At 65.5% G+C, this 20255-nt stretch carries 19 protein-coding genes; 13 read left to right on the plus strand and 6 right to left on the minus strand.

Going from position 1 to position 20255, the window contains the following annotated elements; all coding sequences use genetic code 11:
- The first annotated feature begins 103 nt into the window (after positions 1-103).
- Positions 104-1420, plus strand: a complete 1317-nt coding sequence (locus AC5O5R_RS16565) for a WD40 repeat domain-containing protein (RefSeq protein ID WP_172228701.1) — start codon at positions 104-106, stop codon at positions 1418-1420.
- Positions 1421-1584: 164 nt separating this feature from the next.
- Here the strand turns inward: AC5O5R_RS16565 and AC5O5R_RS16570 are convergent, their stop codons facing one another.
- From AC5O5R_RS16570 to AC5O5R_RS16580, 3 genes are all read right to left on the minus strand, one after another.
- Positions 1585-2400 carry a sugar phosphate isomerase/epimerase family protein gene (locus AC5O5R_RS16570; protein ID WP_494511195.1) on the minus strand — a complete coding sequence of 272 codons (816 nt, stop codon included), beginning with the start codon at positions 2398-2400 and terminating at the stop codon, positions 1585-1587.
- A 29-nt stretch (positions 2401-2429) separates the two neighbouring features.
- Positions 2430-3482, minus strand: coding sequence for a Gfo/Idh/MocA family protein (locus tag AC5O5R_RS16575; RefSeq protein ID WP_172228426.1), 1053 nt, complete (start codon positions 3480-3482; stop codon positions 2430-2432).
- A gap of 140 nt (positions 3483-3622) precedes the next feature.
- The gene (locus tag AC5O5R_RS16580; protein WP_172228428.1) at positions 3623-4399 is read right to left on the minus strand and encodes an IclR family transcriptional regulator; all 777 of its coding nucleotides are present in this window, start codon (positions 4397-4399) and stop codon (positions 3623-3625) included.
- Between the two features lie 194 nt (positions 4400-4593).
- On the opposite strand from AC5O5R_RS16580, the gene AC5O5R_RS16585 reads away from it, so the two are divergent.
- The gene (locus AC5O5R_RS16585) at positions 4594-6306 is read left to right on the plus strand and encodes an FAD-dependent oxidoreductase (protein WP_172228430.1); all 1713 of its coding nucleotides are present in this window, start codon (positions 4594-4596) and stop codon (positions 6304-6306) included.
- A gap of 122 nt (positions 6307-6428) precedes the next feature.
- On the opposite strand, the gene AC5O5R_RS16590 is transcribed toward AC5O5R_RS16585, so the two are convergent.
- Positions 6429-6740 (minus strand): hypothetical protein, encoded by a 312-nt coding sequence (locus AC5O5R_RS16590; RefSeq protein ID WP_172228424.1) that lies wholly within the window; start codon positions 6738-6740, stop codon positions 6429-6431.
- Between the two features lie 240 nt (positions 6741-6980).
- Here AC5O5R_RS16590 and AC5O5R_RS16595 point away from each other — a divergent pair, with 240 nt between their 5' ends.
- From AC5O5R_RS16595 to AC5O5R_RS16605, 3 genes are read left to right on the plus strand one after another with little or no spacing between them, the layout of a single operon-like run.
- The gene (locus AC5O5R_RS16595) at positions 6981-8360 is read left to right on the plus strand and encodes an MFS transporter (RefSeq protein ID WP_172228432.1); all 1380 of its coding nucleotides are present in this window, start codon (positions 6981-6983) and stop codon (positions 8358-8360) included.
- 12 nt (positions 8361-8372) lie between these two features.
- On the plus strand, positions 8373-8723 hold the full coding sequence (locus AC5O5R_RS16600) for a cupin domain-containing protein (RefSeq protein ID WP_172228434.1): 351 nt from the start codon (positions 8373-8375) through the stop codon (positions 8721-8723).
- Between the two features lie 12 nt (positions 8724-8735).
- Positions 8736-9074 (plus strand): RidA family protein, encoded by a 339-nt coding sequence (locus AC5O5R_RS16605; protein ID WP_172228436.1) that lies wholly within the window; start codon positions 8736-8738, stop codon positions 9072-9074.
- A gap of 162 nt (positions 9075-9236) precedes the next feature.
- Here the strand turns inward: AC5O5R_RS16605 and AC5O5R_RS16610 are convergent, their stop codons facing one another.
- On the minus strand, positions 9237-10310 hold the full coding sequence (locus tag AC5O5R_RS16610) for a GlxA family transcriptional regulator (protein ID WP_172228438.1): 1074 nt from the start codon (positions 10308-10310) through the stop codon (positions 9237-9239).
- Positions 10311-10509: 199 nt separating this feature from the next.
- On the opposite strand from AC5O5R_RS16610, the gene AC5O5R_RS16615 reads away from it, so the two are divergent.
- The 4 genes from AC5O5R_RS16615 (at position 10510) to AC5O5R_RS16630 (ending at position 14826) form a co-directional block, all read left to right on the plus strand.
- Positions 10510-11901, plus strand: a complete 1392-nt coding sequence (locus AC5O5R_RS16615) for an NAD(P)/FAD-dependent oxidoreductase (RefSeq protein WP_172228440.1) — start codon at positions 10510-10512, stop codon at positions 11899-11901.
- A gap of 10 nt (positions 11902-11911) precedes the next feature.
- The gene (locus AC5O5R_RS16620) at positions 11912-12880 is read left to right on the plus strand and encodes an NAD(P)-dependent oxidoreductase (RefSeq protein WP_494514539.1); all 969 of its coding nucleotides are present in this window, start codon (positions 11912-11914) and stop codon (positions 12878-12880) included.
- Positions 12877-14328 carry an aldehyde dehydrogenase family protein gene (locus AC5O5R_RS16625; protein WP_172233049.1) on the plus strand — a complete coding sequence of 484 codons (1452 nt, stop codon included), beginning with the start codon at positions 12877-12879 and terminating at the stop codon, positions 14326-14328. The genes AC5O5R_RS16620 and AC5O5R_RS16625 overlap by 4 nt, the downstream gene beginning before the upstream one ends.
- A gap of 180 nt (positions 14329-14508) precedes the next feature.
- Complete coding sequence (locus tag AC5O5R_RS16630) at positions 14509-14826, plus strand: DUF2388 domain-containing protein (RefSeq protein ID WP_016487609.1); 318 nt, start codon at positions 14509-14511, stop codon at positions 14824-14826.
- A 109-nt stretch (positions 14827-14935) separates the two neighbouring features.
- Here AC5O5R_RS16630 and glcC read toward each other — a convergent pair whose 3' ends face one another.
- The gene (glcC, locus tag AC5O5R_RS16635) at positions 14936-15700 is read right to left on the minus strand and encodes a transcriptional regulator GlcC (RefSeq protein ID WP_172230162.1); all 765 of its coding nucleotides are present in this window, start codon (positions 15698-15700) and stop codon (positions 14936-14938) included.
- 195 nt (positions 15701-15895) lie between these two features.
- Between glcC and glcD the strand changes: the two genes are divergently transcribed.
- From glcD to AC5O5R_RS16655, 4 genes are read left to right on the plus strand one after another with little or no spacing between them, the layout of a single operon-like run.
- The gene (gene glcD, locus AC5O5R_RS16640; RefSeq protein ID WP_172230164.1) at positions 15896-17395 is read left to right on the plus strand and encodes a glycolate oxidase subunit GlcD; all 1500 of its coding nucleotides are present in this window, start codon (positions 15896-15898) and stop codon (positions 17393-17395) included.
- The gene (gene glcE, locus AC5O5R_RS16645) at positions 17396-18448 is read left to right on the plus strand and encodes a glycolate oxidase subunit GlcE (protein WP_172230166.1); all 1053 of its coding nucleotides are present in this window, start codon (positions 17396-17398) and stop codon (positions 18446-18448) included.
- A 9-nt stretch (positions 18449-18457) separates the two neighbouring features.
- On the plus strand, positions 18458-19693 hold the full coding sequence (gene glcF / locus AC5O5R_RS16650; protein ID WP_172230168.1) for a glycolate oxidase subunit GlcF: 1236 nt from the start codon (positions 18458-18460) through the stop codon (positions 19691-19693).
- Positions 19686-20084, plus strand: a complete 399-nt coding sequence (locus tag AC5O5R_RS16655) for a heme-binding protein (protein WP_172230170.1) — start codon at positions 19686-19688, stop codon at positions 20082-20084. Before glcF ends, AC5O5R_RS16655 begins: the two co-directional genes overlap by 8 nt.
- The last annotated feature ends 171 nt before the right edge of the window (positions 20085-20255 follow it).

The following is a 20255-nucleotide window of genomic DNA, read 5'->3' on the forward strand; positions in this document are numbered from 1 at the left end:
ATGGTACGCGTCAAGCCGGGGCCTCACAACCGCAAGGCAGGCAGAAGGAGTACCATGAGCGCTTTGTGTGAAACGCGTTTGCAACAAGGAGCCCGATCCACTCATGGACAAGCAGCACCCCCAGCAGCAGTGGCAGCAGGCGGTCATCGCCTATGCCCAGGCCGTCAACGACTACGTCGCGCAGGGCCGCGCGCAAGGCTGGGACAACCTCGAGGCGCCGCAGCCGCCGGCCACCGGGCACCTGCTGGATGCCTGGCAGGCGGCCCTGCAGGCAGCCAACCGCCCTGGCGTCGACGCGCAACAGCGCCAGGCCTTCCGCCAGGCCTGGCCCCCTGCGCACCACCCCCTGGTGCCGTTGCTCGATGAACACGGCCAAGGCATCGGCAACGTCCTGCTGCTGGAGGACGGCAGCCTGCTGGCCCGCATCGGCATGCCGCATGAGAAAGGCCAGGTGGTGCGAATCGACCAGCACGGGGTGACCCCGGTGATCGGCACAGACCACTTCGGCCGTTGCCCCGCTCGGCGCTATTTCGCTTTGGCCAATGCCGAGGGCGTGCGTGTGACCGATGGCTGGGGCGGTCCGCAGGTCCAGCGCCTGGCCTGGCCCACGGGGCTGGAGGGCTTGCCGCCCGGTTACCCGTTCGAGCCGTTCGATTTGCCCCCCACGCCAACAGCGCTGATCCCCTTCCCCGATGGCCAGCGGGTGCTGCTGGTGAGTGCCGAGGGTATCTTCGTGCTGGCCGGCCAGGGTGCGACCCGCCTGCTGCCACACCAGGCGCGGGTACTCGATGAACTGGCCGAAGGCACCGAACCGGAAGACATCAGCCTGGGGCTGAGCATGGAGCATGCGGCAATCTCGGTGGATGGCCGACTGATCGTGACCGGTGAGCAAGGCAGCCGGCACCTGGTGTTCAATGACCGGCTCGAACCACTGGCCGCAATCGGTCCTTGCAGCGAGTACCCGCACTTTGCGCTGTTCAACCGTGCGGGCGACCAGGTCATCCTCAATGCCTGCCACTTCTACAGCGGCGCCACGCTGGCGGTGAGAGTGGCCGATCTGCCGGGGCTGGATACCGACTACTACAGCCAGGACCCACGTACCCCGTTGATCCAGGAAGGTGCACGGGTGTACGCCGGGGTCGCGCGCGACGGCGAGTATATCGTCGGCGATGCCTATGGCTACCTGCGGGCATTTGGCGAAGATGGCAATGAGCATTGGCAGCATTACCTGGGTTCGACCATCAGTGCGATGGATGTCAGCGCCGACGGGCGTACGCTGGTGGCGGCGAGCCATGCGGGGATTGTTTCGGTAATTGCGCTGGACAGCGGGCGGCCGGCTTGGCAGATCGGCACCGGGGCGCATGGCGAGGTGCGGCGGTGGTTGTTCTGGAAGGGGTGGGACCGGGCGATGGCCTGGTGATTGATAGCGCCCGCATCTTTGTCGCCTGGCCTCTTCGCCGGGGATCCTACAGGGAGCGCTTCGGGGCGGACAGGTGCTTGCCGCAAGCGGTGCAGTGCCTGTCAGCCCCGATGCAATTTGTCAAAGTCGTAGCGCCCCCAGGACCCACGCATCCCCCAACCTTTTCAGACCAAGGCCAACACCGCCATGGCCTTCTCCAGCGCCATGCGCGCACGCTGCTCACCGCTGATACCCTGCTCCAGCAACTGCCGCGTAGGGATTTCCAGGCTCAGCGGCACGCTGGCCGGCAATGCCCGCAGCAGGCCGACCAGGTCGGCATCGCCCTCGCCCGGGAAGCGCCGCTCGTTGCGGGCCTGGCGCAGGATCTCGTCCATGTCGGCCGGTACCGGACCGGCGACGTCGCACAGCTGAGCATAGCGCATGCGCTGCGGCGCCAGCTGCAGCAGGTCGTCCAGCGACGAGCGAGAACGGTTGACGTGGAAGGCATCCACCAGCACGCAGCCATTGGCTCGGTCGGCGTTGGTCACTACCCGCATGGCCTGGCGCAAGTCAGGCACGTCGGTCCAGGGCATGAACTCCAGGTGCGGATGAATACCATAACCCGCCGCCAGGTCGCACAACACGGCAAAGCGTTCAGTCAAACGTGCTTCGTCCGGGTCGTTGCCCGCCACCAGCAATTCGCTGCCACCCAGCTCGGCACCCACCGCCAGGATCGGCTCGAAATCGGCTACACAGGTTTCCGGCTTCAGGCGCAGGATCTCCAGGTCGAGCACCTTGATGCCGGTGTCGCGCAGGCGCGCCTGGGTCTTCCGGCGCAGGTCGGCATCGGCGACCAGCGGGAAGTGCTGCTCCTGTTCGGTGGCCGGCACCAGGCGTAGGCCGACATGGCTGTAACCGGCGCGGGCCGCCGCCTCGATCATGTCAGGCGGGGAAAGCTCAAGCACCGTCAAGGCGGCCAGGGAGAAAATTCGATCAGTCATTATCGTCACCAGAAAACAGGGAGGTCGGGTCAGGCAATGTGTTCAGGCGCGCAGGCCCGACCGCTTTGCGCGGCCTGGCGAATTGCTTCGATCAGCGCCAGCGTGCGGCCGCCATCGGCGGCATCGATCAGCGGTGCCTGTTCACCACGGGCCACGCGCACGAAGTGTTGCAACTGCAAGGTCAAGGCTTCGCCCGCAGGGACGCGCTCCTCACTTTGCAACAACGGCGTGTGCCAACCCGCGCCAGCTTCGGCGTAGTGCCAGCGCTTGAGCTGGGGAATGCTCAGAGAACCCTCGGTGCCGGCCAGCAGGTAGCAAGGTTGGCCGTCCTGGCGTGGGTATATCGGGCTCTCCCCCGAATCCAGCTCCCAACTCCAGGGCGCGGCCACCGCGTCGGAGCCGGTCAGGCTGCCCAGCGCACCATTGGCAAACTGCAGCAGCACGGCGGCGCTGTCTTCATTGGCAAAACCGCGTACATCGTTGCGGGTGAACGCCTGCACCTGTACCACCTCGCCGCACAGGTGGCGCAGCAGGTCGAGGTCATGGATCAGGTTGGTCAGCAAAAAACCCGCCCCCGGTTCGCGGCGCCAAGGGGTTTCAAAGTAGCTGTCGGGTTTTTGCAGCTGCCACAGCGCGGTGACGTTGATCAGCCGGCCCAGTTTGCCGTCGGTGATCACCTGGTGCGCCTTGGCGATCAGCGGGTTATGGCGGCGGTGGTGGCCCACCAGCACCGGCACAGCCCGGCGACGCGACGCCTCTACCAAGGCTCGGATTTCATCCAGATGCACACCCACAGGCTTTTCCACCAGCACCGGTACGCCGGCTTCGACGCAATCCAGCGCGGTGGCGACATGCAGGTTGTTCGGGTTGGCGACGATCACCGCCTCGGGGCGCACGCGCTCCAGCATCTGGCGGTGGTCGGCAAAACAGGGCACGCCGCATTCGGCGGCGAAGGCCTCGGCCTGCGGGCCCGGATCGGCCACCGCACAGAGCTGGGCCTGCGGCACATTGAGCAAGTGCCGGTAATGCTGGCGGCCCATGATGCCGGCGCCGATCAAGGCAATACGAAGGGGTGCGTTCAACAGCCTGTCCTCTTGTCTTTGTTGTCGAGAAATTTATGAAACGCTGTTCCACAATTCACATTTGACAATTTAGAACCAAGTTCAGCTTTTCAGAAGAAGCCGTAGAGCAGATTGTGCGGTAATCGACCGGAAATGCGTTATCAGGCAAACAGCTCACTGGCCAGGCTGGCCGCCGAAAGCTCTTGCGCGGCTGCCAGCAACAGCGGCGCCAGCTCTGCCAGGCGGCCTGGCGCCAGGCGCGCACTGGGCCCGGCGATGCTCAGCACGCCGATGACCTCGTCACTTTGCGGGCGGCGTACCACGGCGGCCAAGGCCGAGGTGCCGATGGCCGAGGTCTGTTCGACCCAGGCATAGCCACGTTCGCGGGCGCCCTGCAGGTAGGCAAGCAGATCATCGGTGGAGCGCGGCGCATTCGGGCCGAACTGCGCAGGGTCGGCAATGCCCTGGCGCAGCACCATCTGCACGGCCTGTTCATCGTCCAGGCTGGCCAGCCAGGCATGCCCCGAAGCGGTATAGAACAGCGGGGCGTCGCGGCCCATGTCCGGGTCGTAACGCAGCCCGGAACGGGCGCCCTGGGACTTGGCGATCCAGGTCTGGCGAGCGCCATCGATCACGCCAAGCCGCACCAGTTCGCCGCTGTCCTGGGCCAGGCGGTCGAGAATTGGCTGGATGATGTCGGCACCACTGCTGGCCAGGTAACGGAAGCCCTGGGCCACCAGCTTGGCCGACAACTGGTAGCGGCTGTTGTCACGGTTCTGGCGCACATAACCCAGCCGTATCAGCTCGGCAAGCATGCGGTGTGCAGCGCTTTTGGGGATATCCAGGCGCTCGGCCAGGGTTTGCAGCGGCAACCCTTGCGGTTCGCCGGTAAGGCTTTCTACAAGACTGAAGGCGCGTTCGATCTGACTGCCAGCCATGACACAGGTCCCTGAAGTTTTTTTGGATTCTAGAAGATGATTCCACATCACAGATAGCCCTGCAGCCCAGACCCCGTTAAATGTCCGGTGATCGCCCATTACTCACCCGGTTCCAGCAACCTGACCTTGAAAGTCAGCTGGCCCCGCATAGAGAATATGGAATCACGTTCCAATAATAAAAGAGGGATTACGCAATGCCTTCCACCCCCGTCGAAACCGAATGCGATGTACTGGTCATAGGCTCAGGTGCCGCCGGGCTGGCAGCGGCCGTAACGGCAGCCTGGCATGGGCAGAAGGTGATCGTGGTGGAGAAGGAGCCGGTATTCGGCGGCGCCACCGCGTGGTCCGGCGGCTGGGCCTGGGTGCCGCGCAACCCGCTGGCGCGCAGGGCCGGCATCGAGGAAGACATCGAGCAGCCACGGACTTACCTGCGCAATGAATTGGGCGCCGGTTACAACGCAGAGCGCGTCGATGCCTTCCTTGAAGCCTGCCCGCACATGGTGGCGTTTTTCGAAAAGCACACGGCGCTGCAGTTTGCCGACGGCAATGGCATCCCGGATATGCATGGCGACACGCCTGGCGCGGCCCAGGGCGGGCACCAGGTGATCGCGGCGCCCTATGACGCCCGTGAAGTCGGTGAGTTGCTGCCGCGCCTGCGCAGGACGATGCGCGAAACCTCGTTCATGGGCATGCCGATCATGGCCGGTGCCGACCTGGCGGCGTTCCTCAACATGACCCGCTCACCCAAGGCCCTGCTGCACGTGTGCAAACGCTTCGCTTGCCATCTTTACCACCTGGCCCGATACCGCCGGGCGATGCACCTGGTCAACGGCGTGGCGCTGGTGGCGCGCCTGGCCAAGTCGGCACAGGACCTGGGGGTGCAGCTGCGGGAGTCGGCGCCGGCCAGACACCTGCTGGTCGAGGACGGCCAGGTACGCGGCGCGTGGGTGACCACAGCGCACGGCGAGCAGCTGATCCGCGCCAAGGCCGTGGTACTGGCGGCAGGCGGTTTCCCCAACGACAACGCCCGGCGCCAGCAGTTGTTCCCGCGCGATGCCAGCGGCCATGACAACCTGGCCCTGCCGCCCAAGGGCTGCTCAGGCGATGGCTTGCGCCTGGGCGAGTCGGCCGGTGGCGTGGTGGCTACCGACCTGAAATCGGCGGTGGCCTGGGCGCCGGTATCGCAGGTGCCGTACCGCGATGGCAGCGTCGGCCACTTTCCGCACATCATCGAACGCGGCAAACCAGGCATCATCGGGGTGCTGGCCAACGGCAAGCGTTTCGTCAACGAAGCGCATGGTTACTACGACTATGTCTCGGCGATGGTCGCGGCGGTGCCGCAGGGGGAGGAAGTGTGCTCCTGGCTGATCTGCGACCACCGCTTTCTGCGCCGCTACGGTCTGGGCCATGCCCGCCCGGCGCCACTGCCGGTGTGGCCGCACGTACGCAGCGGCTACCTCAAGCAAGGCGCCACGCTCGAAGCCTTGGCTGAAGCTTGTGGTATCGATGCTGCCGGGTTGCGCGTTACGGTCAACAACTTCAACGGCCATGCCCGCAACGGGCAGGACCCGGCGTTTGGCCGTGGTTCCACGCCGTTCAACCGCAAGCAGGGCGACCCCGGCCACAAGGGCCCTAACCCTTGCGTTGCGCCCATCGAGCATGGGCCATTCTATGCGGTGAAGGTGAAGCCTGGCTGCTTTGGTACCTTTGCCGGGCTGCGCACCGATGGCAGTGCCCGGGTGCTGGACCAGGCGGATCAGCCGATTCCGGGCCTGTATGCGGCCGGTACCGACATGGCCAGCGTGTTTGGCGGGTGGTATCCGTCGGGGGGGATCAACCTGGGGCCGGCGCTTACCTTTGGCTATGTAGCCGGGCGGCATATTGCCGGGGTGCAGGGCCATGAGTGAGGCTGGTTTGCCGGGCCGGTGAGGTCCAGCGCCGCCCGCGCGGCGCTGCGCAGCCCCAAGGCTGATCCTTGAGCCGCTTTACAGCTGGCGATACACCCGCGCCGTATCGTCCTCGAAATGCTTCAGCTCATCCTGCCGCGCTGGCAACCTGCTGCACGCTGTGGCGCCGGTAGGCCAGTGGCCCCTTCCAGCCACCCGTGGAAGCGGTGTCTGGTGAGGTGGTCGGGCATGTCCTCGACCAGTTCGGCGCGGCAGCGCATCACTTGGCGGGTGTAGCGCAGGCGCTGCCACATGTCGAACGGGCGAAACGGGATCTGCCACAGCGGGTAGCGCGCGGCCAGTTGCCGGGCAGCGGCGCAACCGACTGCGCCAGCGCCGATGACCACCACGTCGTAGTGGTCGCCGTCGAGGGATTGCAAGGGAAGACGGGTCATGAACGGATCCCGGGTTCTTGTGTTTGTTCTGGGGGATCTTCAGCGCCTGCTTCGCGGGCAAGCCCACCATAGAAAAGCCACCGCCCTCCCCTCTAGAACATCCCGGACAACTTGCATAAGCCCTCGGCACACCTCGCCAGCGCATCCCATGACTCGTCCCAGCCGTTATATGGAGCCCCGCAACCCCGGTGCCATAGTGCCGCCGCGCTGACGCGTGAATAACAACAAGAGGCAAGTCAAATGACCACTTCCAAACGCTCTGTAGAAGATGCCCCGCTTAATGCCTTCCACCGCAAGCTCACCGTCTACTCCGCCGGCGGCCCGTTCCTCGACGGCTATGTGCTGAGCATTATCGGCGTGGCCATGCTGCAGATCACCAACGCCTTGCAACTGTCGGCCTTCTGGGAGGGCCTGATCGCCGCCTCGGCGCTGATCGGGGTTTTCCTGGGTGGTTTTCTCGGTGGCTGGTTCACCGACAAGTACGGGCGCAAAGTGCTCTACCTGGTCGACCTGATCGCCATTGTCGGCTTTTCGGTAGCGCAGTTCTGGGTCGAGTCGGCCTGGGCGTTGTTCGCCTGGCGCCTGCTGATCGGTATCGCCGTCGGTGCCGACTACCCCATCGCCACCTCGCTGCTGGCTGAATTTTTGCCACGCAAGCAGCGCGGGCCGTTGCTTGCGGCCATGGTGCTGATGTGGTTCGCGGGTGCTGCCGTGGCCTACATGGTGGGCGAACTGCTGCTGCGCGTGGGTGGCGAGGACGGCTGGCGCTATGTACTGGCCAGTGCCCTGATCCCCGGTGCGTTGTTCCTGGTGGCGCGCAGCGGCACCCCCGAGTCGCCCCGCTGGCTGTTGAGCAAAGGCCGCACTGCCGAGGCCGATGCCGTGATCAAGAGAGTCTACGGCCCGGACTATGGCGTGGCCGACCTGCCGGAGCAGGTCAGCGACAAGCCGGTGTCGGTGTGGTCGCTGTTCCACTCCGGCTATGGCAAGCGCATGGCGTTCGTGACTTTGTTCTGGACCTGCGCCATCGTCCCGCTGTTCGCGATCTACTCGTTTGCCCCCAAGGTCTTGCAGGCGCTGCAACTGACCGGGGACTGGGCGGCCTACGGCTCGATCGTCATCACTTTGCTGTTCACCCTGGGCTGCTTGCTGGCGACCCGGCTGATCAACCGCCTGGGCCGGCGCAAGATGCTGATCCACAGTTTCCTCTGGTCGGGCATGTCGCTGGTGATGCTGGGCGCGTTCCCGGACGCCTCGCCTACTACCGTGCTGGTGCTGTTCGGCGCCTATGCGGTGCTGATCGGGGGTGCCCAGGTGCTCGAATACGTATACCCCAACGAACTGTTCCCCACCGAGATCCGTGCCTCGGCCGTTGGCCTGGCCACCTCGCTGTCGCGCATCGGCGCCGCCGTGGGGACCTACCTGGTGCCGATCTCCCTTGCCAGTTATGGGGTCGCCAACACCATGTTCGCCGCCGCGCTGATTTCGCTGTTCGGCGCACTGATCTCATGGTGGCTGGCTCCCGAGACCAGCAAGCTCGACCTGCAGCAGGCCGCCGCCCTGGGTGCTGGCAGCGGTACTCGGTCATCCACCACCAACCCCGTCGCTCGTAAAGCCTGAAGGAGCCATTTCATGAGCCAAGTCCTTACCGTTGTCCGCAATGCAGCCGCCACCACCTTGGGTGCACCGGCCCCTGCCCGCCTGCCCATCGGCGAACCCGTTGCCCAGGCGGCCACCGCCCAGGACCAGACCGACGAAGCTGTCGGCGCCAGCATCGGCGTGTGGGAAAGCAGCCCGGGAGTGTTCCGCCGACACCTGAAAAACCGTGAGTTCAGCCATATCATCAGCGGCTGCTGCACCTTCACCCCCGACGGTGGCGAGCCGGTGGAACTGCGCGCCGGGGACGCCGTGCTGTTCCCGGAAAACTGCGAGGGTGTGTGGGACATTCGCGAAACCCTGCGCAAGACCTACGTGCTGTTCTGAGGAGGCAGTCGAATGATCGAACGCATCAACCCCGGCCCGCGCGCCAGCCAGATGGTGCTGGTGGGCAACCGTATCGAAACCTCGGGCATCGTCGCCCTGCAACCGGGTGACATCGCCGCGCAGACCCGCTGCGTGCTGGCCCAGCTGGAGCAGTGGCTGACGCAGATCGGCGCGGGCAAGGGCAACCTGACCCGGGTGCAGATCTGGCTGGCCGACATGAGCGAGTTTGCGGCGATGAACGCGGTGTATGACGCCTGGGTCGGTGACCAGCCACCTGTCAGAGCCTGCGTCGGCGCCGCCTTGGCGGCGCCGGAGTACCGCATCGAGATCCAGGCCTTCGGCCAGCGCTGAATCTCCTGCGCAATCAAGCTATCGCGGGATCCTGCAGGAGCAGCCTGTGCTGCGAAGAGGGCAGTCGGCAACCGACCTGCTTCGGCAGTATCGCCTTCTTCGCAGCACAAGGCTGCTGCTGCAGAGACCGTGCAGGGTTTCAAGTCGACGCCATCCAGGTGCTTACAACTCCGGGTCCAGCCCCACCTTGTCGCCATGCCAGTCAAACCGCTCCACTTCATGGCGCCGCTTGCGGAAGCTGTAAGGCGTCTCGCCATACTGCTTGCGGAACCACAAGATGAAGTGCGAAGCATCGGAAAACCCGCACGCCAGGGCAATGGTGGTGATGTTCTGGCTGGTATTCACCAGCAACCGCCGGGCATGGTCCAGGCGCAGCTTGCGCCAGTAGTTGGCAGGCGGCTCCTGGGTGTTGGCGACGAACTCGCGGTGCAACTGCCGGGGGTGTGTGCCCACTGCTTCGGCCACGGCCTTGAGCGTCATCGACGCATCGAGGTTGGCGCGCATGAAGCTGATCGCCCGCTGCACGCGGTCGTTCTGGTACACACTGTCACCGGCCGGCTTGCCCTCCTGCTCGTCGGCGCGCTCATCCACCAGCAGGTACTCAAGGCCCTTCTGCGCCCGCACCGCGCCGCAATGCCTGCGGATCAGGTTGGCCGCCAGGTCGATGGCGGTGCCGCCCGGGCAGGTGATGATGCCGCGGTCGTCCACATAGCTCTTGTCGATCACCGCCGTGGCCAGCGGGAAGCGCTCCCTGAACTCGTCACGCAAGGTGAAGTGCAACGCGCAGCGGCGGCCATCGAGCAGCCCGGCCTTGCCCAGCACGAACGAGCCCGAACACAGGGCAATGATCGGGATATTGGCCGCATGCACCTCGCGCAGCGCATCCAGCAACCATGCCGGCGGGTTACGTGTTTCTTCCAGCAGGCCGCCAGCCAGCACGATGTAGTCGTACTGGGCGAACAGGTTCAGCGGCTTGGTCGGTGAAATCGGCATGCCGCAGCTGGCGGTGATCGGCTGGTCGTCAAGGGTCATCCAGTCCCACTGGCAGAACACCTGCTGGCTGCGGAACGACTTGTCGGCGGCAAAGCGCAGCGAATCCACCAGCCCGGCCACCGGCACCAGGGTGAAGTGGTTCATCAGCACGAAGCCCACGCGCAATTCGGGCTTGACCTGGGCGGCGATGACGGCCGCTGGCGCCGGTTGTGTGCGCTGTTCCATTTGTAGTTCAGCAACCATGGACGTAAGCCTCATGACATCCGCAATAGCGCCATTCTAAAGCGCGCCCTGCGTCCGTCATATCATATGCATCCCCACAAATAGGAAATCCATGACAAAAGGCGGCGTCGTTCTATCAATTGTCATGACTGTAATATCGGCCCTGCCAGCCCGCTGAGCATCATGTAGACACAAGACAAACATGCTCAGAGGCACCCTCATGTACCGTGGATTCTGGTATGCCCAGGCGCTTGACCTGGACAACGACCTGGCCCCTGCCCTGCAGGACTCGATTCAAGCCGACGTGTGCATTGTCGGCGGTGGTTTCCTTGGCCTGTGGTCGGCCATCCGCCTGAAACAGGCTCACCCGGAAAAAACCGTCGTCATCGTCGAGCGCGACCGCTGCGGCTCGGGTGCCAGCGGGCGTAACGGTGGCGTGGCCACCAACTGGTGGGGCAAGTACCTGTCGGTACGCACCATCTGCGGAGACGTGGAGGCCCGGCGCATCTGCGAGACCGCCGAGTCGGCCATCGACGAGATCGGCAGCTTCTGCCAGGAACACGGCATCGACGCCCAGTACCGCAAGGACGGCTGGCTGTGGACCGCCACCAACCAGCGGCAGATGAACTCCTGGCGGGTGCTCACCGACGGCCTGCAGAAGCTCGACGTCAACCCGTTTCAGGAGCTGGACCGCCAGACCATCCGCGGCCGTGTAGGCTCGCCGCTGGTGCTGGGCGGCATCTTCGACCGCAACGCCGCCACCGTGCAGCCAGCCATGCTGGCGCGCGGCCTGCGCCGCGTGGCGCTGAAACTGGGCGTGCAGATTTTCGAGAAATCGCCGTTTACCCACTTGCAGCGTGGCAAAAACCCGGTGGTGCACACCGCCAAAGGCCAGGTGAAGGCCAACCACGTGGTGCTGGCGCTGAATGCCTGGGGCGCGCAGTTCCCCGAGCTGCGCCGGATGATCGCGATCATGTCCAGCGACATGGTCGCCACCGCACCGGTCAAGGCCAAGCTCGATGCCATCGGCTTCAGCGGCGGTGAATGCATGACCGACTCGCGCACTGTGCTCAACTACTGGCGCAACACCCCGGACGGCCGCGTGGTATTCGGCAAGCCGCTGGGCCAGTTCGCCTATGCCGGGCGCATCGGCAACCTGTATGAAAAACCCTCACCCGCTGCCGACCAGGTGGCCGCCGAACTGCGCCGCTTGTACCCGCAGCTCGCAGAGGTGCCAGTGGTCAGCAGCTGGACCGGCCCGATCGACCGCGCCATGAAAGGCCTGCCCAACTTCGGCTACCTCGACCAACACCAGACGGTCAGCTATGGCATCGGCTTCTCCGGCAATGGCGTGGCCACCACGGTATTCGCCAGCCGCATCATCAAGTCGCTGGCCACCCACGCCAAAGACGAGTGGGCCAACTGCGGCCTGGTCGACCAAAAGATGAAGCTGCTGCCACCCGAGCCGTTCCGCTTCTTTGGCGCGCATCTGGTCCGCGATGCCCTGGTGCGCAAGGAGTCGCTGGAAGACCACGACCAGGACGCCGGTTTCATCACCCGCCAGCTGGTCGGCATGGCCCCGGCCGGTTACGTCCCGGCGCAGAAGAAATAAGGACACCACCGTGAGCGAACATATCGTCTTCCTCGACGACGAAGGCCTGGCGCCTTCCACCCGCCTGAAGCGCCCTGACTGCGAGCACAGCTGGCAGCAGTTCGCCTACACCCACCCCGACCAGGTGCTGGAACACCTGCAGAACGCCAGCGTGGCGCTGACCTGCAGCGTGCCGCTGCGCGAAGAGCACCTGCGCCAGCTGCCCAGGCTGAAGATGATCTCGCTGGCCCTGACCGGCCGCGACATCGTCGATGTCGACTACTGCGAGGCCCACGGCATCGAAGTGTCGAGCGTACCAGGCTATGCGGCCAATACCGTGGCCGAGCACAGCCTGGCGATGATCCTCGAACTGTTCCGCCGCCCGGCCGCGTTCACCCGCCTGATGCGCCAGGTGCACGACGGTGAAAAACCGTACCAGAACATCTATTTCAACCACCGAATCCGCGATGTGCGAGGCAAGCAGCTGGCAATCATCGGCAGCGGCCCGATTGCCCTGCGCCTGGCGCACCTGGCGCGGGCCTTTGGCATGCAGGTGCTGTTCGAAGACCGCGGCGGCCAGCGCCAGGGTCCCGACTGCCGGCCTTTGGCCGAACTGCTGAAAAGCTGTGATGTGCTGTCGATCAACTGCCCGCTGACAGCAGAAACCCACAACCTGATCGATGCGCCGCAACTGGCGCTGATGAAACCCGACGCCCTCGTGATCAACACCGGCCGTGGTGGTGTGGTCAACGAAGCGGCGCTGATCCAGGCACTGCAGCAAGACCGCCTGGGTGGCGTGGCACTGGACGTGGTCGAAGTCGAGCCGCTGCACCCAAGCAACCCGCTGTTCCAGCTGATCGAGCGCGACGACTTCCTGCTCAACCCGCATATCGCCTGGAGCAGCGAAGACGCCATGCAGCAGCTGATGGACAGCGCCGTGGACAACATCAGCGACTTCGTCGCCCGCCAGCTTTCTGCCAAAAGGATCCGCAGCGCATGACCCTCGTTACCAAAAGCAGCTACGTCGACGGCACTTTCGTTGCGCTCGGCAGCAGCGCCGACATCCTGGAAAACCGCAACCCGTCCAACCCGGGTGAAGTGGTCGAACGCTTCGAGCGCGCCGACCAGCGGCTGACCGAACAGGCCATCGCTGCTGCGCGTCGGGCGCAGCCGGCCTGGGCACACAGCAACCCGCAGCAGCGCGCCGATGCGCTGGATTTTATCGGCACCGAGATTCTTGCCCGCCGTGAAGAGCTCGCCGTGCTGCTGGCCCGCGAAGAAGGCAAGATCGTTCGCGAAGCCCTGGGCGAAGTGGACCGCGCCGGGCGCTCGTTCAAGTTCTACGCCCAGGAAGCCTTGCGCGCTGAAGGTGAGAAGTACCAGTCGGTGCGCCAGGACGTCGGCATCGATGTGTTCACCCAGCCGCTGGGCGTGGTCGGCATCATCGCCCCCTGGAACTTCCCCATTGCCATCCCGGCGTGGAAGATCGCCCCGGCCCTGTGCTTTGGCAACTGCGTGGTGTTCAAACCCGCCGAACTGGTGCCCTCCTCGGCCTGGGCCCTGGCCGAAATCATCGCCCGGGCCGGTTTGCCGGCTGGGGTGTTCAACATGCTGATCGGCCCAGGGCGCAGCGTGGGTGACACGATCATTCGTTCACCACTGGTCGATGGCATCAGCTTTACCGGTTCCGAGCACACCGGCCGGCAGATCGCTCGCCTGGCCGCCGAAGGGATGAAAAAGGTGCAGCTGGAGATGGGCGGCAAGAACCCGCTGGTGGTGCTCGACGATGCCGACCTGGAGCAGGCAGTGGACGTGGCGCTGAACGGCTCGTTCTACAGCACCGGCCAACGCTGCACCGCCAGCTCGCGGGTGATCGTGACCGAAGGCATTCACGATGCCTTTGTCGCGCGCCTGGCCGAACGTACCCGGGCGCTGAAGGTGGGGGATGCACTGCAGGCCAGCACAGATATCGGGCCGGTGGTCGACAGCCGGCAGCTGGAGCAAAACCTGTCGTATGTGGCTGCGGGCCTTGAACAGGGTGCGAAGCGGGTGTGTGGCGGCGAGCGTATCGACAACCAGGCGGGGGCATATTTCTTTACCCCGGCACTGTTCACCGAGGTCACCCCGGACATGCGCATCTACCGCGAGGAAATCTTCGGGCCGGTGCTGAGTGTGCTCAAGGTGGGTGACTATGAGGCAGCGCTCGCTGCGGCTGAAGACACAGCGTTTGGTTTGTCCGCCGGTATTGTCACCACGTCGCTGCGCCATGCCGAGCACTTCAAGCGCAACAGTTCGGCGGGGATGGTGATGGTGAACTTGCCTACGGCCGGGGTGGATTATCACGTACCGTTTGGCGGCAATGGTGCATCTAGCCTGGGATCGCGTGAGCAAGGTACGCATGCGCGGCAGTTCTTCACCCGGGTCAAGACCACTTATCAGTTGGCCTGATCGGGGCCGGGGGCCGCTTGGCGACCCATCGCGACACAAGGCCGCTCCTACAGAGGGCTGTCGCAGTCAAAGCAGCATCGGCAATCTCCAGCACGGCCCAGGGAACTACCTGCACTCCTGCACCCTCTTATTCACTGAGTGGTTTATTTCCTTGGGCTTCACGCTACTGGAGAACACGACATGCGCCACCTACTCCTCGCCCCTGCGCTGCTGCTCCTGCTGCCTGCCGGTGCCGCCCTGGCCCGCGTCGATGCGGGCGACGTCGCCACCTCGGCCGGTGTTTCCGCCTCGTTGTACTCGACCTTCAAGGACGACAAACGGATCATCCCGGCCCGTGACGAGCTCTCTGCCTTTGTTGCCAGTGGCGGGGCTATCCGTGGCGCCTATGTGGAGTCTGCGCTGGAACAGGCCCGCAAGGACCATCCGGGGTTGCAGGCCAACGATGAAGAGCTGGCCCGCGCAATCCTCTCGCAGGATGACCGCATAGCCGACCATTGAGTAAACCTGCACCGGCCCTTTCGCGGGCAGGCCCGCCCCCACAGCCCTCAGGCCGACGCGGTCCCTGTGGGAGCGGGTTTACCCGCGAAGAGGTCGGCCCAGGCAAACATCACCCCCAACCATCCATGCGCATGGTAGCCCTCACCAGGCGCTGCTCTTCCTGTTCGATCTCGCGCAAGCTGTCGCGGATCCCGTTGATATGCTCGCGCGCCGCCCGCTGCGCCTGTTCGGGCAACTGCTCCATCACCGCGTGATACAGCCGCGCATGCTGCCGGTCGATCTGGCGCTTCTGCGCCGGCCGGCAGTACAGGTTATTGACCGAGGCAAACACCGTGCTCAAGGTCAGGTCGCTGAGCGATTGCAAGGTATGCACCAGCACCGGGTTGTGCGACGCCTCGCTGATTGCCCGATGGAACGCATGGTCGCGGCGGGCATGCTCGCGGGGATCGAGCGCGTCTGCGCAAGCATGCGCCGCCAACATTTCCTCGTAGCGCCTGCGGATCAGCAAACGGTCGACTTCGGTGGCGCGCAGCGCCGCCAGCCGGGCCGATTCGGCCTCCAGCAACGCGCGCACTTCCAGCAGGTCGAACAACGTGCGCGGCTGCGAGTTGAACAGGTGCATCAACGGCGCCGCGCCCGCGTGGCCGGCCAGGTCGGCGACAAACGAGCCGCGCCCGTGCTCGGTATCGATGATGCCTCGCCCACGCAAGATGCGCAGGCCCTCGCGCAACGCCGAGCGCGAACAACCCAGCTTCTCCACCAGCCGCCGCTCCGACGGCAGTGCCTGGCCGACCTTGAGCACGCCTTCCACGACCAGCCGCTCGACTCGTTCGGCGACTTGATCGGCGACTTTGGTCTTGCCTTCAGTACCCACTGCACTCCCTCACACTGGTAGGACCACTTGCACCACTGTTTCCAATCTAGCCCGGTAAACCCATCAATTACCAGCACCATGCCGAAGAACTGGTAGGACCACTGGTTCTGCCTCTCGACCAATGCCGCCGGCGCACGCAGGCTGCCAGGGTGACCGCTTTGCCAACAACAACAAAAACCGTTGCCGAGTGAGCCGATGAATATCCTGTACGACGAACGTGTCGATGGCGCGCTACCCGCCGTGGACCAGACGGCGCTGCTGCACGCGTTGCGCGATGCGCTGCCGGACCTTGAAATCCTGTACCGCCAGGAAGACCTCAAACCCTACGAATGCGACGGCCTGTCAGCGTACCGCACGGTGCCGCTGCTGGTGGTGCTGCCCGAGCGCCTGGAACAGGTGCAGGCCTTGCTCAGGCTCTGCCACCAGCGTGGCGTGCCGGTGGTCGCGCGCGGTGCCGGCACTGGCCTGTCGGGCGGCGCGCTGCCGCTGGCCAAGGGCATCCTGCTGGTGATGGCGCGCTTCAAGCGCATCCTCGAAGTCAACCCGCAGGGCCGTTTTGCCCGCGTGCAGCCCGGCGTGCGCAACCTGGCGATTTCCCAGGCTGCAGCCCCCCACGGCCTGTACTACGCGCCCGACCCGTCCTCGCAAATTGCCTGTTCCATCGGCGGCAACGTTGCCGAAAACGCCGGTGGCGTGCACTGCCTGAAGTACGGCCTGACCGTGCACAACCTGCTCAAGGTCGACATCCTCACCATCGAGGGCGAGCGCCTGACCCTGGGCAGCGATGCCCTGGATAGCCCCGGCTTCGACCTGCTGGCACTGTTCACCGGTTCCGAAGGCATGCTAGGGATCATTACCGAAGTCACCGTCAGGCTGCTGCCCAAACCCCAGGTGGCACGGGTGCTGCTGGCCAGTTTCGACAGCGTCGAGGATGCCGGCCGGGCGGTCGCCGAAATCATCGCCGCCGGCATCATCCCTGGCGGCCTGGAGATGATGGACAACCTGGCGATCCGCGCCGCCGAAGACTTCATCCACGCCGGCTACCCGGTGCACGCAGCAGCCATCCTGCTGTGCGAGCTGGACGGCGTGGAGGCCGATGTGCACGACGATTGCGCACGGGTCGCCGAGTTGCTGGCGCAAGCCGGCGCCAGCGACGTGCGCCTGGCCTGCGACGAAGCCGAGCGCATGCGCTTCTGGGCCGGGCGCAAGAACGCCTTCCCGGCGGTGGGGCGCATGTCCCCGGACTACTACTGCATGGACGGCACCATCCCGCGCCGCGAACTGCCCAGGGTGCTCAAGGGCATCAGCGACCTGTCCACGCATTACGGCCTGCGCGTGGCCAACGTGTTCCATGCCGGCGACGGCAACATGCACCCGCTGATCCTGTTCGACGCCAACCTGCCAGGCGAACTGGAGCGCGCCGAAGCCCTCGGCGGCAAAATCCTCGAACTGTGCGTGGCGGTGGGCGGCAGCATCACCGGCGAGCACGGCGTGGGGCGCGAGAAGATCAACCAGATGTGTGCGCAGTTCAACAGCGATGAAATCACCCTGTTCCACGCAGTCAAGGCCGCTTTCGACCCGCAGGGCCTGCTGAACCCGGGCAAGAACATCCCTACCCTGCACCGCTGCGCCGAATTCGGTGCGATGCACGTCCACCATGGGCAACTGCCCTTCCCCGACCTGGAGCGCTTCTGAATGAGCATGGACCGCGACATCAGCCAGGCCCTGCTGGAGCAGGTCAATCAGGCACTGCACCAGGGTACCCCGCTTCGCATACAGGGCGGCAACAGCAAAGCGATGCTCGGCAACCCGCTGGCCGGCGAACTGCTCGATACCCGCAGCCACCGCGGCATCGTCAGCTACGACCCGACCGAGCTGGTGCTCACCGCCCGCGCCGGCACGCCGCTGCGCGAGATCGAGGCGGCCCTGCACGAGGCCGGGCAGATGCTGCCGTGCGAGCCACCGCACCTGGGCCACGAGGCTACCCTGGGAGGCATGGTCGCGGCCGGGTTGTCCGGCCCTCGTCGGCCCTGGGCGGGGTCTGTGCGCGACTATGTACTGGGCACGCGGGTGATCACCGGCCACGGCAAGCTGCTGCGTTTTGGTGGCGAAGTGATGAAGAACGTCGCCGGCTACGACGTTTCGCGGCTGATGGCAGGCAGCTTCGGCTGCCTCGGGCTGCTGACCGAAGTGTCGCTGAAGGTGCTGCCTCGCCCACGTCAATGCCTGAGCCTGCGCCTGCCCATGGGCCGCCACCAGGCGCTGGCCGAGCTGGCCGAATGGGGCCAGCAGCCGTTGCCGATCAGCGCGGCCTGCCATGACGGCGACGCGCTGTACTTGCGCCTGGAAGGCGGCGAAGGTTCGGTGCAGTCGGCAGCGCGGCGCCTGGGCGGCGCGGTACTGGACGGCGGTTTCTGGCGTGACTTGCGCGAACAGCGCCTCGCCTTTTTCGATGACCCTGCCCCGCTCTGGCGTTTGTCGGTGCCAGTGGCCACCGGCGATCTGGACCTGCCGGGCCAGCAACTGCTCGACTGGGCGGGTGCGCAGCGCTGGCTCAAGTCCACGGCAGCGCCCGGGGACATCCGCCATGACATTGACAAGGTGGGCGGCCATGCCACGCTCTACACACCCGGCCCAGCCAGCAGCCCGCCGCTGCCCGATGCGCTGATGCGCTACCACCGCGCCCTCAAGCAGCAGCTCGACCCCCAGGGGGTGTTCAACCCTGGCCGCCTGTACCCGGACCTGTGAGGCCAGACCATGCAAACCAACCTGAGCGAAACGTCCCGACGCCTGGCCCGCGCCGACGAAGCCGAGAGCATCCTGCGCGCCTGCGTGCACTGTGGCTTCTGCACCGCCACCTGCCCTACCTACCAGTTGCTGGGCGATGAACTGGACGGCCCGCGTGGGCGCATCTACCTGATCAAGCAGGTGCTCGAAGGCGAGCCGGTCACTGCCAGCACCCAATTGCACCTGGACCGCTGCCTGACCTGTCGCAACTGCGAAACCACCTGCCCTTCCGGGGTGAAGTACCACGACCTGCTGGACATCGGCCGCGCAGTGGTCGAGCAACAGGTACCCCGCCCATTCACTCAACGCCTGTTGCGTGAGGCCCTGCGCGCGGTGGTGCCGCGCCCGGCGCTGTTCAAGGCCCTGACCCGCAGCGGCCAGGTTCTGCGTCCACTGCTGCCGGCGGCGCTCAAGGGCAAGCTGCCGAGCCGAGTCAGCGCGCCCGGCATACGCCCCGCGCCACGCCATGCGCGGCAGGTGCTGATGCTGGAAGGCTGCGTGCAGCCGGCGCTGTCGCCCAACACCAACGCCGCCGCTGCACGCCTGCTCGACCGCCTGGGCATCAGCGTGGTGCCGATCCAACAGGCCGGCTGCTGCGGCGCCGTGGACTACCACCTCAACGCTCAGGAGCAAGGCCTGCAACGGGCCCGGCGCAACATCGACGCCTGGTGGCCGGCGATCGAAGCCGGTGCCGAGGCTATCGTGCAAACCGCCAGCGGCTGCGGCGCGTTCGTGCGCGACTACGGGCATCTGTTGCAGCAGGACCCGCGTTACGCCGCCAAAGCCGCACGCGTCAGCGCCCTGTCACGCGATCTGGTAGAAGTATTGCGCGATGAGCCAGTCGAGCAATTGAGCCTGTGCGCCGAGCAGCGCCTGGCCTTTCACTGCCCGTGTACCCTGCAGCACGCCCTGAAGCTGGGGGGTGTAGTGGAGGCGCTGTTGACGCGCCTGGGCTTTACTCTGACCGAGGTGCCGGACGGGCACCTGTGCTGCGGCTCGGCTGGCACCTATTCGCTGACCCAGCCGGACCTGTCACAGCAGCTGCGCGACAACCGCCTGAATGCCCTGGAAAGCGGTAAACCGCATGTCATTGCCACTGCCAACATTGGCTGCCAGGCCCATCTGGACGGGGCTGGACGCACGCCGGTGCGGCACTGGATCGAAATTGTCGAAGCAGCCCTGAACCCGGAGAACCCCCATGCATAGCAAGTTCGTGATCGGCCAGGCCGAAGTCGCCCGCGTGCTCACCGCCGCCCGCGCCGAGGCCCGGGCCCGGCAATGGAACGTGACGATCGCCGTGGTCGACGACGGCGGCCACCCGCTGGCCCTGGAGCGTATGGACGGCTGCGCGCCGGCCAGCGCCTACATCGCGGTGGAAAAAGCCCGCACCTCTGCGCTAGGGCGCAAAGAGACGCGGGATTACGAGGAAATGGTCAATGGCGGGCGTACCGCGTTCGTCACTGCACCGTTGCTGACCAGCCTCGAAGGCGGCGTGCCGCTGCGGGTGGATGGCCAGGTGGTGGGAGCGATTGGCGTGTCCGGGGTCAAGTCCGAGCAAGATGCCCAGGTGGCCAAGGCCGGGGCGGCTGCCTTGTAAACCCCGTACCGGCCTCTTCGCGGGTTCATCCCCGAAGAGGCCGGTACGGGCAAACGGTTTGCACAAGGTTGTTCGGGGCTAAGCCGATCATTGCCAGTTCATATTCAACCCACCGATTTCAACGGCACCCGCCCGCCCACGGTTTTCTGTTAGGGCCATAGCGTGGTGCTT

It is taken from the genome of Pseudomonas sp. 8_5_2 (genome assembly GCF_059295255.1).

Excerpts from the sequence above, each read along its gene's own strand:
- AC5O5R_RS16610 (WP_172228438.1), bottom strand. The coding sequence starts at position 10,310 with ATGGTTGCTGAACTACAAATGGAACAGCGCACACAACCGGCGCCAGCG.
- AC5O5R_RS16580 (WP_172228428.1), bottom strand. The coding sequence starts at position 4,399 with ATGGCTGGCAGTCAGATCGAACGCGCCTTCAGTCTTGTAGAAAGCCTT.
- AC5O5R_RS16625 (WP_172233049.1), top strand. The coding sequence starts at position 12,877 with ATGACCCTCGTTACCAAAAGCAGCTACGTCGACGGCACTTTCGTTGCG.
- AC5O5R_RS16570 (WP_494511195.1), bottom strand. The coding sequence starts at position 2,400 with ATGACTGATCGAATTTTCTCCCTGGCCGCCTTGACGGTGCTTGAGCTT.
- AC5O5R_RS16655 (WP_172230170.1), top strand. The coding sequence starts at position 19,686 with ATGCATAGCAAGTTCGTGATCGGCCAGGCCGAAGTCGCCCGCGTGCTC.
- glcE (WP_172230166.1), top strand. The coding sequence starts at position 17,396 with ATGAGCATGGACCGCGACATCAGCCAGGCCCTGCTGGAGCAGGTCAAT.
- AC5O5R_RS16630 (WP_016487609.1), top strand. The coding sequence starts at position 14,509 with ATGCGCCACCTACTCCTCGCCCCTGCGCTGCTGCTCCTGCTGCCTGCC.
- AC5O5R_RS16590 (WP_172228424.1), bottom strand. The coding sequence starts at position 6,740 with ATGACCCGTCTTCCCTTGCAATCCCTCGACGGCGACCACTACGACGTG.
- AC5O5R_RS16585 (WP_172228430.1), top strand. The coding sequence starts at position 4,594 with ATGCCTTCCACCCCCGTCGAAACCGAATGCGATGTACTGGTCATAGGC.
- AC5O5R_RS16615 (WP_172228440.1), top strand. The coding sequence starts at position 10,510 with ATGTACCGTGGATTCTGGTATGCCCAGGCGCTTGACCTGGACAACGAC.
- AC5O5R_RS16600 (WP_172228434.1), top strand. The coding sequence starts at position 8,373 with ATGAGCCAAGTCCTTACCGTTGTCCGCAATGCAGCCGCCACCACCTTG.
- glcD (WP_172230164.1), top strand. The coding sequence starts at position 15,896 with ATGAATATCCTGTACGACGAACGTGTCGATGGCGCGCTACCCGCCGTG.
- glcF (WP_172230168.1), top strand. The coding sequence starts at position 18,458 with ATGCAAACCAACCTGAGCGAAACGTCCCGACGCCTGGCCCGCGCCGAC.
- AC5O5R_RS16595 (WP_172228432.1), top strand. The coding sequence starts at position 6,981 with ATGACCACTTCCAAACGCTCTGTAGAAGATGCCCCGCTTAATGCCTTC.
- AC5O5R_RS16565 (WP_172228701.1), top strand. The coding sequence starts at position 104 with ATGGACAAGCAGCACCCCCAGCAGCAGTGGCAGCAGGCGGTCATCGCC.
- AC5O5R_RS16605 (WP_172228436.1), top strand. The coding sequence starts at position 8,736 with ATGATCGAACGCATCAACCCCGGCCCGCGCGCCAGCCAGATGGTGCTG.